At 65.9% G+C, this 14,010-nt stretch carries 13 protein-coding genes and 1 pseudogene; 9 read left to right on the top strand and 5 right to left on the bottom strand.

Annotated elements, in window-relative coordinates; genetic code table 11:
* Nucleotides 1-34: 34 nt before the first annotated feature.
* Nucleotides 35-1,081 (top strand): DUF1254 domain-containing protein, encoded by a 1,047-nt coding sequence (locus ACZY0R_RS02295; protein ID WP_488856945.1) that lies wholly within the window; start codon nt 35-37, stop codon nt 1,079-1,081.
* Nucleotides 1,082-1,361: 280 nt separating this feature from the next.
* On the opposite strand, the gene ACZY0R_RS02290 is transcribed toward ACZY0R_RS02295, so the two are convergent.
* Complete coding sequence (locus ACZY0R_RS02290) at nt 1,362-1,811, bottom strand: winged helix-turn-helix transcriptional regulator (protein WP_488856944.1); 450 nt, start codon at nt 1,809-1,811, stop codon at nt 1,362-1,364.
* An 88-nt stretch (nt 1,812-1,899) separates the two neighbouring features.
* Between ACZY0R_RS02290 and ACZY0R_RS02285 the strand changes: the two genes are divergently transcribed.
* Entirely contained in the window at nt 1,900-2,511 is a 612-nt protein-coding gene (locus ACZY0R_RS02285) for a GNAT family N-acetyltransferase (RefSeq protein ID WP_488856943.1), read from the top strand.
* A gap of 1 nt (nt 2,512) precedes the next feature.
* On the opposite strand, the gene ACZY0R_RS02280 is transcribed toward ACZY0R_RS02285, so the two are convergent.
* Entirely contained in the window at nt 2,513-3,397 is an 885-nt protein-coding gene (locus ACZY0R_RS02280; protein WP_488856942.1) for an EamA family transporter, read from the bottom strand.
* A gap of 151 nt (nt 3,398-3,548) precedes the next feature.
* A pseudogene (locus tag ACZY0R_RS02275) lies at nt 3,549-4,124 on the bottom strand (NAD(P)H-dependent oxidoreductase).
* Nucleotides 4,125-4,244: 120 nt separating this feature from the next.
* Here ACZY0R_RS02275 and ACZY0R_RS02270 point away from each other — a divergent pair.
* Nucleotides 4,245-5,141, top strand: a complete 897-nt coding sequence (locus ACZY0R_RS02270; RefSeq protein ID WP_488856941.1) for a LysR substrate-binding domain-containing protein — start codon at nt 4,245-4,247, stop codon at nt 5,139-5,141.
* A gap of 7 nt (nt 5,142-5,148) precedes the next feature.
* On the opposite strand, the gene ACZY0R_RS02265 is transcribed toward ACZY0R_RS02270, so the two are convergent.
* Nucleotides 5,149-7,248, bottom strand: coding sequence for a TonB-dependent siderophore receptor (locus ACZY0R_RS02265; RefSeq protein WP_488856940.1), 2,100 nt, complete (start codon nt 7,246-7,248; stop codon nt 5,149-5,151).
* A gap of 287 nt (nt 7,249-7,535) precedes the next feature.
* On the opposite strand from ACZY0R_RS02265, the gene ACZY0R_RS02260 reads away from it, so the two are divergent.
* The 6 genes from ACZY0R_RS02260 (at nt 7,536) to hutG (ending at nt 12,511) form a co-directional block, all read left to right on the top strand.
* The gene (locus ACZY0R_RS02260; protein WP_488856939.1) at nt 7,536-8,252 is read left to right on the top strand and encodes an SDR family NAD(P)-dependent oxidoreductase; all 717 of its coding nucleotides are present in this window, start codon (nt 7,536-7,538) and stop codon (nt 8,250-8,252) included.
* Nucleotides 8,253-8,546: 294 nt separating this feature from the next.
* On the top strand, nt 8,547-9,314 hold the full coding sequence (locus ACZY0R_RS02255) for an IclR family transcriptional regulator (RefSeq protein ID WP_488856938.1): 768 nt from the start codon (nt 8,547-8,549) through the stop codon (nt 9,312-9,314).
* Nucleotides 9,315-9,382: 68 nt separating this feature from the next.
* Complete coding sequence (locus tag ACZY0R_RS02250) at nt 9,383-10,132, top strand: glutamine ABC transporter substrate-binding protein (RefSeq protein WP_488856937.1); 750 nt, start codon at nt 9,383-9,385, stop codon at nt 10,130-10,132.
* Between the two features lie 14 nt (nt 10,133-10,146).
* Nucleotides 10,147-10,815, top strand: coding sequence for an amino acid ABC transporter permease (locus ACZY0R_RS02245; protein WP_488856936.1), 669 nt, complete (start codon nt 10,147-10,149; stop codon nt 10,813-10,815).
* Nucleotides 10,812-11,573 (top strand): amino acid ABC transporter ATP-binding protein, encoded by a 762-nt coding sequence (locus ACZY0R_RS02240; protein WP_488856935.1) that lies wholly within the window; start codon nt 10,812-10,814, stop codon nt 11,571-11,573. The genes ACZY0R_RS02245 and ACZY0R_RS02240 overlap by 4 nt, the downstream gene beginning before the upstream one ends.
* Nucleotides 11,570-12,511: a formimidoylglutamase gene (hutG, locus tag ACZY0R_RS02235; RefSeq protein WP_488856934.1), complete on the top strand. Its 942-nt coding sequence runs from the start codon at nt 11,570-11,572 to the stop codon at nt 12,509-12,511. Before ACZY0R_RS02240 ends, hutG begins: the two co-directional genes overlap by 4 nt.
* A 27-nt stretch (nt 12,512-12,538) precedes the next feature.
* Here the strand turns inward: hutG and ACZY0R_RS02230 are convergent, their stop codons facing one another.
* On the bottom strand, nt 12,539-13,840 hold the full coding sequence (locus ACZY0R_RS02230; RefSeq protein WP_488856933.1) for a type II toxin-antitoxin system HipA family toxin: 1,302 nt from the start codon (nt 13,838-13,840) through the stop codon (nt 12,539-12,541).
* Nucleotides 13,841-14,010 lie beyond the last annotated feature (170 nt).

Raw genomic sequence — 14,010 nt, 5'->3', positions numbered from 1 at the left:
ATGTGCGATCGCGAGCAAACGAATGGAATCTTTCATGAGAACAACACTAACCTCCGCCTGCGCCATATGCGCCACGCTCGCCACGCTTGGCACCGCGCAATCGCAACCTGCGGTGACGCCGCCCGGTGGCGCCCCTGTTCCCGTAACGGTCGACAACTTCATCCGTGCGGAGACCGATATGTATGTCGGGGGACTCGCCAAACAGGGCGGTGTGGGCAAGCTGCTTCATCGCCGGGAGCCTGCGTCGATCGACCATCAGACGGTGATCCGCCTCAACCGCGACACCCTCTATTCGTCTGGCGTCTTTGACCTTGACGCCGGCCCGGTGACCATCACCCTGCCGGACCCGGGCAAGCGCTTCATGTCCATGCAGGTCATCAATGAGGACCATTACGTGCCGAACGTGTTTTACGGCGCGGGCACCCATACCCTGACTCGCGAGAACGTCGGCACGCGCTACGTGGTCACCGCGATCCGCACACTCGTCGACCCCAACAGCCCGAACGACATCAAGCAAGTCCACGCCCTGCAGGACGCTATCAAGGTCAGCCAGAAAGTGCCCGGCAAGCTCGAAACGCCCAACTGGGATCCGGTCAGCCAGAAGAAGGTCCGCGATGCCCTCCTGGTACTGTCTTCGACGATGCCGGACTTCAAGAAGGCGTTCGGCACAAAGGAGGAGGTCGATCCGGTACGGCGCCTGATCGGCACAGCGGCAGCCTGGGGCGGCAATCCCGACAAGGACGCCACCTATCTCAACATCACCCCCGCCAGGAATGACGGCGGGACCGTCTATCAGCTCAATGTCAAGGATGTGCCAGTGGATGCGTTCTGGTCGGTGAGCGTCTACAACGCCGAGGGCTACTTCCAGAAGAATCCCGCCAACGCCTATACGATCAACAACCTCACGGCGAAGAAGGGCAGCGATGGTTCGATCCCGATCCATTTCGGCGGCTGCGACACGCAGGTGCCCAACTGCGTGCCGATTGTCGCTGGCTGGAACTACACGGTGCGCCTGTACCGGCCTCGCGCGGAAATTCTCTCGGGTGCCTGGACCTTCCCCGAGCCCCAGCCGGTCAATTGAGCTGGCAACGCAACTATCGGCTCTACCGAAGGCGACAGCGGCTCGTCGACCTGGGCAGCCGCATGATCCGTGCAGTTCCGACCGTACGGAAATGACCGCTTTCATCCGTCCGCCGCCCGGTCGGTGAGGAGGGGCTAGTGGTCGTCCAGTTCGCCGCCATGTCGATCTGGGGCAGCGGTCGGGGTCAGCCGTGGCATGGGCTGCAGCTTTATGTCACGGGCTGGCCATGCATCCCTTTGGGAAGGCCTCAGGTAAGCGCCGCTTACACTCCGTATCCTGCCTACCGGCTGGTGCGCGAAATCTCGATATCGTTGGGCCGCACCAGTTGGTCCGCGTCATCCACCAGCGCGGCACGCACCTGACGCCGCTCCGGGCGGGTGTGCAACTCCACCGGCCCCTTGCCGCTGGCGGCCATGTGACGATCGCCCCACTGCATTAGCCCAATGATCACCGGCAGCAACTCCACCGCAGCGCGCGTGGGCCGGTATTCAAATCGTTCGCGCTCGCCGGGTTCCCGATAGCTCACTTTGCGCAGGATGCCTGCCTCGGTCAGCGTCTTAAGCCTTGCGGACAGCACGGCGGGGGAGCATTGCAGGCGCTCCAGGAATTCGTCGAAGCGCCGGACGCCGTGGAAGACGTCGCGCAAGATCAGGATCGTCCACTTCTCTCCAATCAGCGAGAGGGTCGCGGCAATCGAGCAGTTGCGGAGTTCTTGGGCGGTGAGATCCATGGATTCAGGATAGCAGGCTAACTTCATTTGCAATAGTCATGGTATTGCCTATACTCCTGGATATGGAATATGAAGTCAGGAGCCGTACATGCAACCCATCCACCACCTCAGCCTGGCCAGCCAAGCCCTCCCGTCCGTGACCGGTTCGCACGCAGCCTGCCCGGAATGCGCGGAAACCTGGCTGCTGAGCGGCGGTGAACGGGTGGTGGTTCGCGCGGTGCGCGCAGGCGATGCGGAGCGGGAGAGGGCCTTTGTCCAGGCCTTGTCGCGGGAGAGCCGGTATTACCGCTTCCTGACCGGCGGACGTGTGTCGGATGCGGTGATCGACCTGTTCCTCGAAAATGAGGCCGGCCTGGCGCTGGTGGTCACGGCGGAAGTGGACGGGTTGCCGGTGATCGTCGCCAACGGCAACTACGTGGTGACGGGTGAAGAGGTTGGCGAGTTCGCCGTGGCGGTGGCCGACGACTGGCAGGGCAAGGGCATCGGCCGCCGGCTGATCCAGCGCCTGCGGGATGCCGCCATTGGCGCCGGCCTGCGCTTGCTGCGCGGCGACGTGCTGAGCGAGAACCGCCGCATGCTGGCGCTGATGCGTGAGTTCGGTTTCTCCGCCCGGCGCAATCCGGAGGACAGCCTGCTCTATGAGGTGCGCCTGGCGCTAAGCGGGCAGGCTGTCGGCGAGCCGCGGGTGATGGCGACCTGATCTACGCCTCGGCGGTGGCGCGCTTGCGCGAGCCCGCCGTCAGTGTGCAGCCGATCGAAGCTGTGATGATGCTGGCAATGGCCAGCCATTGCTGCGCGTTCAAGGTCTCATGCAGGAACGCCAGCCCGGCGAGCGCGCCCATGGCCGGTTCCATGCTGAGCAGGATGCCAAAAGTCCGGCGCGGCAACCGCTTGAGCGCCACCATCTCCAGCGAATAGGGGATGGCACTGGAGAGCAGGCCCACGGCCAGCCCGGCCAGCAGCAGCGAGGGGCTGAACATGGCCGTGCCGGCATGCGCGAGCCCGAAGGGCAGCACCACCAGCGATGCCATGGTCAGCCCCAGCGAAGTGGCCTGCCCGCCGTGCGCGTTGCCGGCCATTTGCCCGAAGATGATGTACAGCGCCCAGCCCACGCCCGCTGCCAGCGCGTAGCCAATGCCGACGGGGTCCAGGTTGGCCACGTTCTGCCCGAGCGGCAACAGCAGCAGCAGGCCCGCCACGGCGAAGGCGATCCAGAGGAAGTCGATGGCCCGCCGCGACGACGATACCGCCACCGCCAGCGGTCCGGTAAACTCGATGGCGATCGCCAGCCCGAGCGGGACGGTGCGCAGCGACATATAGAACAGCAGGTTGGTGGCGCCCAGCGCGGCGCCGTACAGGGCGATCACGCGCGCATTGGCCAGGCTCAGCGGCATCCGCCAGGGCCGCCACACGCAGAGCAGGATCAACGCAGAAAAGCTGACCCGCAGCGCCGTGGTGCCCTGCGCGCCCACGACGGTGAACAGGCTCTTGGCAAACGACGTGCCGATGCAAAGCGAGGCCATCGACCCGATCAGCGCCAGCACGGCGATCAGGGTGGCACTCTGTTTCAGGCGGTTCAGCGGCAATTGCGACTCTCAGGCGTTCAAGCGTGCCAACAAGCGGGCGGGCGAGGGCGATCGCTGCCGCCGGCCCGCGTCGTTGGGGGTGGGGAGAATTGCCGCCCGTACGCTACGGCGGGCGGCGAGCCCGCATCTTGAACGATCTTGGGCCCGCTGCCTAGGCGGCTCTGCACCGGGACGGGGCATCCGCCCCGCACCCGAAATCCCACTGCTCCAATCGTGCCGCGTAGCGTTCGCCCGCGGCCGCCAGCGCATCGCTGCCCAGCTTGCCGGCCTCGAACAGCAGGAATGGCTCCGCCCACGGCAGGCCGCAGCGATGCGCGGTTGCCTGCAGGGGACGCATTAGTTCTGCAAGCGGGAAGAGGTTCACACCGGCAGGCGCATAAGCCTGCGGCACATTGCCGGCGGTAGCCGCCACCAGCACGGGCTTGCCTTCGAGCGCGCGGCCTTCGGTCTCGTAGGCGAGATAGAACATGCGGGTCAGCACGGCATCCTGCTAGGCCTTTAGCAGCGCGGGCGTGGCGTACCACTGGACCGGGAACTGGAACACGATGCGGTCCGCGTCGCGCAGCCGGCGTACCTCGGCGTCCACGTCGATGACACCGTCCGGGTAGCAGGCGTGGAGGTCGGCGATTTCCACGCCGGGGACCGTGGCGGCGGCAGCGCACAAGGCACGATTGGCCTTGGAATGGGCAAAGCGGGGGTGGAACAGGAGAATCAGGGTCTTGGGCATGGTTGGCTCCGGTTGGTCCTGCCGTGGTGATGCCGTGGTGATGCCGTGGCGATGCCTCAAGGATGGCGCCCGGAGTGAAATTACTCCAATGGATAATCTGTATTTTCTATTATCTGTTTCATGAATTTACGCGCGATCGATCTCAACCTGCTGACGGTGCTGGATGCGTTGCTCGACGAGGCTCACGTCTCGCGCGCCGCCCAGCGCGTGGGCCTGTCCCAGCCGGCTGCCTCCAGCGCATTGGAGCGTTGCCGCCACCTGTTCAAGGATCGTTTGCTGGAGCGTGCTCCCGGCGGCATGCAACTGACGCGCAGGGCGCAGGCCTTGCGGGCGCCGCTGAAGCAGGCGCTGGCGTCGGTGGCCGCGGTGATCGGTGCACCGGAGGTGGATCTGGCGAGCTTGTCGCAGACCGTGCGCGTACGCATGGCGGACCATCCCGCCGTGCTGGTGGCGAGGCAGTTGCATCGTCAGCTGGCCGCGAGCGCGCCGGGCCTGAACCTGGTGCTCCAGCCCTGGCAGGGCGCGGACGCCGCGCTTGAATCCCTGGCGCGGGGCGACAGCGACCTGGCCGTATCGGTGTTTCCCGCGCCGGGCACGGATTTCCGGTGTCGCCCGTTATTGCGCGAGCACTATGTGGTAGCCATGCGCGCCGGCCATCCGGCCGCCGCGGGCTTCAGCCTGGCGCGCTGGCTGGACTACCCGCACGTGCTGGTATCCGGCCGTGGCGAGAGCCGCACGCCGCTGGACGATGCGCTGGCCGCGCTGGGCCTGTCGCGGCGCATCGGCATGGTGGTGCCGAGTTTCATGATGGTGCCGCCGCTGCTGGCGGATTCCGACCTGATCGCCATGCTGCCCAGCCGCTGCCTGCCGGCGGATCCTGCGCAGGCGCTGGCAACCTTCGCACCGCCGGTGGCGGTGGAGGGGTTTGCCCTCCACCTCGCCTGGCATATCCGCCGCGACGACGACGTGGCCGTGCGGCATGTGGTGGGCCTGATCGAAAACCTGCTGGCGGCGTAGCGCTCGCTTAGTAGTTGAGCCCGATGTTGAGCATGACCGTGCGGGGATTGCCCACCGGCAGCACATTGTTGTTGAGGCCGCCGGCGTAGTACGCCTTGTCGAATACGTTCTTGACGTTGAGCGCGGCCTTCCAGTGCGATGCCGCATAGCCCACGGCAAGGTCCGCCACCGCATAGCCGGGCACCGTGTAGTTGAAGCTGTAGCCGCGCTTGGCGCTCTCGGCGCGCATGCCGGCGCCGGCGTACCAGCCCGCCAGCGCCCCGCGGAAATGCTTGGTGCCCCACAGTGAAACGCTATGCCGCGGCACGTTGTTGAGCGGTCGGCCCACATTGGCCGCGACCGTGTCTTCCGTCACCTCGCTGGCGATATAGGCATAGGCCCCGGCCAGGCTCCAGCCGCCGCCGAGATCGGCGGTCAGCTCGGCCTCCAGCCCGCGCGTGCGCTGCTCGCCGGTGGCAATGCTGAAGCCGGTGTTGACCGGGTCGGAGCTCAGCACGTTGCGCCGTGTCAGGTCGAACGCCGCCAGCGTCAGCAGTCCGCTCTTGTTGGGCAGGTCGAACTTGATGCCAAGCTCGGCCTGCCGGCCGGTCTCGGGCTTGAAGGTGCCGCCGTTGACGTCGGTGCCGCTGTTCGGCAGGAAGGAGGTGGCGTAGCTGATATAGGGGCGCGCCCAGGTGGTCAGGTCGAACATCAGGCCAGCGTTGCCGGTGACCGCGCGCGCGGTGTCTTCCGTGCGTGCGCCGAGCAGGCGGTCGGTACTGCTGGTGCGGGCCGTGTCGTGGCGCAGGCCGGCCGTCAGCAGCCAGCGCTCGGCAAACCGCATCTGGTCGCGCACGTAGAATCCGAGCGCGCTGACGTTGTCTTCAGCACTCAGGCTATAGGTGCTGGGGCAATTGACGGCCGCGCCATAGACCGGCCGGTAGACGTTCAGCGCCGCGACCTTGCAGGTGCGCTGCAGGCGGCTCTCGGTGCTGCGGTTGTAGTCCACGCCCAGCGTGATCTCGTGCTGCGTGCCGGCCAGGTCGAAGCGCCGCTGCAGGTTGGTATCCACGCCGATGGTGGTGCCGGAGAAGTCCTGCTGCGTGCCGCTGCGGTTCAGCAACTGGCTGTTGACAGCCATGGTCCCGGCCGTGACCAGCGTGCCGGTCAGCGACAGCGTCTGCCAGCGGAAATTCTGGTTCAGCGTCCAGCCGGAATCGAAGCGGTGGGTCAGCGCATAGCCGAGCCGGTTCTGTTCGCCGTCGTACGGGGCCAGTCCGGGCTCGCCGATAAAGCGGCTGTTGGGCAGGGTGCCGTTGCGGTTGGCGGTCAGCGTGCCGTTCACGGGCAAGCCTTGCTGGCGCACGTATTGCCGCTCGTTATGGCTCGCCAGCAGGGTCAGGTCGGTGCGCGCGCCAAGGTCCAGCGACAGCGACGGCGCGATATAGCGGTTGCGGTAGTACACGTAGTCGGTCGGGTCGTCGCTGTTCATCGCCAGGGCATTTACGCGCAGCGCGGCCTTGCCGTTTTCCGACAAGGGCGTGCCGACGTCCGCCGTGACCTGGCGCAGGCCGTGGTTGCCGACCGTGAGCCCCAGTTCGCCGAACAGTTCGGCCCTGGGGCGCTTGCTGACGATGTTGACCATGCCGCCCGGCTGCACCTTGCCGAACAGCACCGAGGCCGGGCCTTTCAGCACTTCCACGTGCTCGGCGCCGAACAGTTCCTGTGCCACGCGGTTGTTGCTCTCGACCAGCAGGCCATCGACGAACACGGATTCCGAGGCGCGCTGGCCACGGATGATGACGTCGTCCCAGCCGCGCCGGCCGTAGACGTTGGTGACCACGCCGGCGGAATTGCCCAGCGCGTCGCCAAGGGTTTGCGCCTGCTGGCTGTCCATCAGGTCGCGCGTGATGATGGTGATCGATTGCGCGCTGTCTGCCGCCGAGGTGCCGGACTTGGTCACGCTCGCCGCCCTGCGCGTGGCAAAACCGGTATCGGTGCGCGGATCTTCGGCGGCGCTGACCGTGACGGATGGCAAGGTGGTCACGGCGTCCGTGGCGGTCTGCGCCATGGCGGGGGAGAGCAGGCAACCCAGGGTAACGGGGGCAATCAGTTGGCGAGAGAGCATCGTACTGCGGGAGTGGCTAAAGCGGCGGATTGTAAATGATAATGATTATCGTTTGTAAGATTTTGCAACGTTTCCGGACAGGGTTGTCCAGTGGCGTCCGGACCGCCTGCCAGGGGGCGGGCACGCCGAATGTGCAGAGTCGGGTTTCCAGGCGAAGGCCTGCGGTCTATGGTGACTAGGAGGCTGGAGAGGGCGCGCGGAGCCGGTGCCGGTCCGGCCAGGGCCTGCCCTTGGCATCTCGCTCTCGGTCTGTCTCTATCCGTTACCCGACGACACAGGAGAACACCATGGATTCGTCAGCATCCCCGCGCCGCATCGTGATCACGGGCGCAGCCGGTGCGCTAGGCCGGGCCGTCACCCAGGCGTTCGCGGACGAGGGGGCCCGGCTGGCCCTGATCGACCGGGGCGTGGACGCCCTGCGGGCGCAGGCACCGGTGCCCGAGGCTGCCGACTGGCATTTGCTGCTGGCGGCCGACGTGACCTCGCCGGACAGCATGGCGGTGGCGGCACGCACCATCCTCGATGCGTTTGGCGGTGTCGACGTACTGGTGCATGTGGCTGGCGGCTTCGAGATGGGAGAGTCCGTCCATGCGCTCAGCCGGGAGTCCTGGATGCGGATGATGGATCTCAACGCCTGGTCGCTGGTGGCCGTCACGCAGCACCTGGTGCCCGCCATGCTCGCCCAGGGCGCCGGCAAGGTGGTGGCGGTCACGGCGCGCGGCGCGGCCAGTGGGGCCGCCGCGATGGGGGCCTATTGCGCGTCCAAGAGCGCGCTGCAGCGTCTGGTGGAAAGCTTGTCGCACGAGGTGCGCAGGGGCGGCGTCAACGTCAACAGCATCGCGCCGAGCATCCTCGACACCCATGCCAACCGCGCGGCCATGCCGGCCGCCGACCCGAGCGACTGGGTCTCGACCGCGGCGGCGGCACGCGCCATTGCCTTCCTCGCCTCGGACGCCGCGCAGGCCATCCATGGACAGCACCTGGTGCTGGACGGGTTGAGTTGATCCGCTGCCGGCACGTGGGCCGGCGCGGCGCGAGGCTTCCCACAGGGATTCCCTGGACCCGGCAGGCGCAAGGCCTGCCCGGGACGCTGCGTCTAAGTCGCGCAGGCATTCGTTCTTCGCCGCGATTGGCGCTTGACGTGTACATGGCATGGGAAGTGGATCCGGGAGCATCCCGGTGATGACGCAAGCGGAAAGCCATTTATTTCGATGCTAGGGTAAGTCCTAGGCCTGATTTCCCAAGGATTGGGAATCACAGTTTTTATATTTGGGAAAACACCCGCATGCTCTCGTCCTATGCAGATCGAAGCCGATGCCCCCGAAACCAATTACCCCGCCGCTGGTGCGGATCGCGTGCTTTTTGTGCTCGCAGCCTTGGCCCAGCAGGGCAAGCCGATGACCGTGCGCGAACTGGGCGCTGCCACCGGCTTGCCCAAGAGCACGCTGTACCGCCAACTGGTGCTGCTCAAGAAATGGGGCTTCGTGCTGGAGTCGGACGGACGGTATGCGCCCGGTCCGATCAGCCTGCAACTGGCGCTTGGCTTTGACATGGCCTCTCACCTCGCGCGTGAAGCGCAGCCGGAAATGCAATGGCTGGCACAGCAATCCGGCGAGAGCGTAGGGCTGGTGGTGGCGGTCAAGGACCAGGCGGTGTGCCTGGAAATGATAGAGAGCCGGCAGTCGCTGCGTTGCTCGTTTGAAAAGGGGCGCGGCGTGCCATTGCGAGCGGGGGCGTCGGCAAAGTCCCTGCTTGCGTTTATGCATGAGGACGCACGCAGGCGCATCGTTCTTGGCCTGCCTGATATGGACGCCATGCAGGCAGAACAGTTGCTGGACGAACTTGCTGGCATCGAGCGGGCTGGCTATGCAGTCAGCCAGGGCGAGGTGGATGCCGGCGTGTGGGGCGTCAGCGTGCCGGTGTTCCGCCGGCGCGAGAAGACGGCGGCGGTTGGTTCGATCACGCTGATGGCGCCGGCCACCCGCACGCAGGGGCGCGAGCCGCTCCTGATCGAGATGACGAGGTCGGCCGCAGGAAGAGTCTCGGCCGGACTGCAGGCCTTCTAGTACCCAGCACCCAGTACCGGGTACGCAATAACCAATACCAATTCCAATATCTACAAGAGGAGTGACTGATGAATCTTCGACGCAAATGCCTGCTTATCGGCCTGATGGGCCTCAGCCTGGCTGCCGGCCTGGCGCGAGCCCAGGACAACGCAGTGCTGCGGGTAGCCACTGACGCCACTTTCCCGCCAATGGAATTCGTCGAGAACGGCAAGCGCACGGGTTTCGATGTCGAACTGGTCGAAGCGCTCGCCAAGACGATGGGCAAGCGCGTCGAATGGACCGACATCGATTTCAAGGGGCTGATCCCCGGCCTGATCTCGCGCCGCTTCGACATGGCGGTGTCCGGCATCTACATCACCGAGGAACGCCGCAAGGTGGTGGATTTCACCGATCCCTACTACACCGGCGGCCTGGTCGCGCTGGTTAAGACCGGCAATGCCGCCATCAACGCCCCGGCGGATCTCAATGGCAAGAAGGTAAGCGTGCAGGTCGGTACCAAGTCAGTCAATTTCCTGCGCGAAAACTATCCGCAGGTCCAGCGCGTGGAAGTCGAAAAGAACCAGGAAATGTTCAACCTGGTCGAGATTGGCCGCGCGGATGCGGCAGTGACCGGCAGGCCCGCCGCAATGCAATATGTCAAGGCGCGCGGCGGTATGCGCGTGGTCGAGAAAGCCCTGACCACCGAGGAGTACGGCATGGCGGTGCGCAAGGATACGCCGGAGCTGACACGCGCGGTGAATGCCGCCCTGGCCAAGCTCAAGGCCGATGGCACTTATGCGCAGTTGATCCAGAAATGGTTCGGCGCCGCGCATAAGTAAGGCGGGAAGACATCATGGAACTGGATTTCTCGCCGGTCTGGGCAGGCTGGCCCGACCTGGTGCGCGGCGCCGTGGTCACGGTCGAGGTGACAGCCTGCGCGCTGGTGCTCGGGTGCGTGATGGGCTTGCTGGTTGGCATCGGCCGGCTCGATCCGCGGCGTCGCGTCGTGTATGGCATCTGTACCGCCTATGTGACCGCGATTCGCGGCACGCCCTTGCTGGTGCAACTGTTCTTGCTCTTCTTCGGGCTGCCGCAGTTCGACATCCTTCTACCGGCATTCGTTTGCGGCGTGATCGGCCTGGGCGTCTATTCCGGCGCCTATGTCTCCGAGATCGTGCGGGGCGCGATCCAGTCTGTCGACAAGGGCCAGATGGAAGCTGCGCGTTCCATCGGCATGTCGTCAGGCCAGGCGATGCGCGCGGTGATCCTGCCGCAAGCGATCGTGCGCATGATTCCGCCGCTAGGCAATGAGTTCATCGCATTGATCAAGAACTCCGCACTGGTATCGCTGCTGACCATTCACGACGTGATGCACGAAGGGCAGAAGATCATCAGCGTGTCCTACCGCTCGCTGGAGGTGTACCTGGCAATCGCGTTGGTCTATCTGCTGCTGACCAGCGCCGCGGGATTGTTCCTGCGGCACATGGAGCAACGGCTGCGTATGGGAGGCATGGTGCAATGAGCGATTCCGCAATCATCCGGATCCGCAATCTAGGCAAATCCTTCGGCGACCATACGGTACTGAAGGGCATCGATTTCGATGTGGAGCCATCGCAAGTGGTGGTGGTGATCGGGCCCAGCGGCTCGGGCAAGAGCACGTTCCTGCGCTGCTGCAACGGCCTGGAGCAAGCGGAGAGCGGCACCATCGAGATCTGTGGCACCAGGCTGCTCGATCAGGGGCTGCTGATAGCCGACCCTGAACTGAACCGCTTGCGCACGGAAGTCGGGATGGTGTTCCAGTCCTTCAACCTGTTTCCCCACCTGTCCGTGCTGCACAATGTCACGCTCGGTCCCCGCATGCTGCGCGGCGCCTCGCGCGACGACGCCGAGCGCAAGGCGATGGCGCTGCTGGAGAAAGTGGGCCTGGCACACAAGGCGCACGCCATGCCGGCCAGCCTCTCGGGCGGGCAGAAACAGCGTGTGGCCATTGCGCGCGCGCTCGCCATGGCGCCGCGTGTGATGCTGTTCGACGAGCCCACCTCCGCGCTCGATCCTGAACTGGTGGGCGAGGTCCTGCAAGTGATGAAGGTGTTGGCCGCCGAAGGCATGACGATGGTGGTGGTCACGCACGAGATGGGCTTTGCCCGCGAGGTCGCCGATGTCGTGGTGGTGATGGACGGCGGCGGCATCATCGAAGCCGGTCCGCCGTCCGTCATCTTCTCCGCGCCCACGCACGAGCGCACGCGCGGTTTCCTGCAAGCCGTGCTGACGCGGCAATGACCATGGCAATGACAGAGTCTCTTTGGCAGGGCCGTACCGACGCAGGCGAGCGTGGCGATACCAGGCGCTTGTTCCATGTTGTGCGCGCCGCGGGTGCGCCGCTGCCGGCCGGATCGCCGGTGCTGGTGGGGTTCGCCTGCGATGCCGGCGTGCTGCGCAACCAAGGCCGCGCCGGTGCGGCGCAGGGGCCGGATGCAATCCGCCGCGCCCTGGCCAATGTGCCGGCGCACGGACTGCCAGCCTTGTACGACGCCGGCAACGTGATCTGCGAAGACGATGCACTGGAAGCCGCCCAGGAACGCCTGGCGGGGGCGGTCCGTGCTGTGCTGGACGGCGGCGGCTTGCCGCTGGTGCTGGGCGGCGGCCATGAAGTCGCCTGGGGCAGCTGGCAGGGGTTGCGGGCGCATCTGGATGCCGCCGGCGACGACGGCCGGCTGCTGATCGTGAATATCGACGCACACTTCGACTTGCGTACCAGCCGGCCAGCAAGTTCCGGAACGCCGTTCGACCAGATCGCGTGCGAGAGTGCGCGCCGCGGGCTGCCGTTCGACTATGCCTGCCTGGGCGTGAGCCGTCTCGCCAATACCCCGGCCCTGTTTGCCCGGGCCGACGAACTGGGCGTGTCTTACGTCGAGGATGTCGACTTGCAGGAACGGCATCTCGATGCTCGCCTGGCCGCGTTGAGGGAGCGCATGGCCCTGGCCGGGCATGTCTATCTCACCATCGATCTGGATGCGCTGCCGGCCGCCGTCATGCCAGGCGTCTCGGCGCCCGCTGCGTTTGGCGTGCCGCTGGCGGTAGTCGAGGCGCTGGTGGGCGAGGTGCGGCGCAGCGGCAAGTTGCGTGTGGCTGACCTGGCGGAATACAACCCCAACTACGACCGCGATCATCAGGGCGCGCGGGTGGCGGCACGGCTGGCGTACCGGCTGCTGGCCTGAGGCGGGGTCCGCTTTTCCGGGGTCCGTCTATTTGCGCCGTGCCAGCGGTAGCGTCGCCAGCCGCTCCAGCACCACCGCCCGCATGCCCGCCGGAGCCGGTAGCTGTTCCAGCAAGGCCGGCCATTGCTCATGGGCCATGGCCACCGCATCTTTGGCGGCGGCGGTGGCAATGCGCCCGGCGATTTTCGCCTCGCGCGCGAACTCGCGGTAGGTCTGCAGGGTTTGCACGCGCTGCTGGCGGTCGACGGCGACGTTCTGGCCGAAGCCGGCAAAGCCCGGCAGGGCCGCCACGCTAACGATGTCGTAGGCAGGCGACAGCTCTGGCGCGATGCCGTTGCGGTACAGGAAGGAGAAGTTCTTCAGGTGGGCGTCGCTGTTGCCCAGCAGGGTGTTGACGGCCTGTCGGATAAAGAACTGCCGCACATCCTCGATCCCGCGCACGCTCAGCCGCTCCAGCAATTGCACCAGCACGGCGTGGGCGTCACGGCCGGCGTACTTGCGATTGGGCATGCGGGTCAGCAATTGGCAACCGTCCTCGGCATGCACGCGTCCGCCCGGCTCGCGGTCGAAGCGGTCCACGGCTAGGAAGTGCAGATCCGCGCCAAGGGCTTCGGCCATGCCTTCCACCTCGATGGCAGCCAGCGGCGCGGGCCGGCACGGCGCGACCGCCACGCCGGCGGCCTGTGCCAGTTGCATCGACACGTATTCGTTGAAGACCTGGCTGTCGTCGTTGCGCGCGGGCAGCTTGGCGATCAGGTCCGACAGGTGCCCATGGGTGGGCATGGTGTAGCGCTTGCCGGCATGCGCGGTGGACAGCGCAATCTTGTTCTGCACGCCCGAGACCGAGGCCGCGCCTTCGGTGGCGCCCTCGATCACGGCAATTTCCAGGTTGTCCGCGCCACCCGTCATGCCAACCGTGCGTACGTGCGCGGGCAGGGCGTCGATGGGCGCGGGGCGCACCACCACCGCGCCGGGCAGGTCCTCGCCGGCGGCGGCCAGGATGCCGAAATCGTCGCGGTCCTCGGGATGATGGCGTGTGGCTTCCAGCCGCTTGCGCAATTCGCTTTCGGGCAGCAGCCCGGCGATGTAGGGCGGCAGCGCGCCGTTGGTGTTGTAGAGCGCGGGGTGGAAGGGGTTGGCCAGCACCGCCGCGGTCAGCGTGTCATTGCCGGGAAAGGTCAGCGAGAGGCTGAGCGTGGGTCGCAACGGGTCGCCACGAAAGGCTTCCGCGGCTACAAAGCGGCAGGTGCGCTCGACTTCGCACAGGTAGCCGCACAGCACGCCGTGCAGGTGTACCTCCAGGTAACGGGGGCGCAGTCCGGGGTTCATGGTTCCTGCTCCAGGAACATCTCGACCGATGTCCTGGCTTCGCGGTCCGGGCCGCTGTCCTTGCCTTCGATCAGGCGCCGCACGGCAGCATAGTTTCACATCAAAAGATATGAAATATCATAGCAAAAGCTATCTACGTATTATGGTATTACATAATTTATTGGTAATTA

Source organism: Cupriavidus sp. F041 (assembly GCF_057814235.1).
Note: the sequence above shows the minus strand (reverse complement) of the source record. Positions and strands in the feature narration are given on the sequence as shown.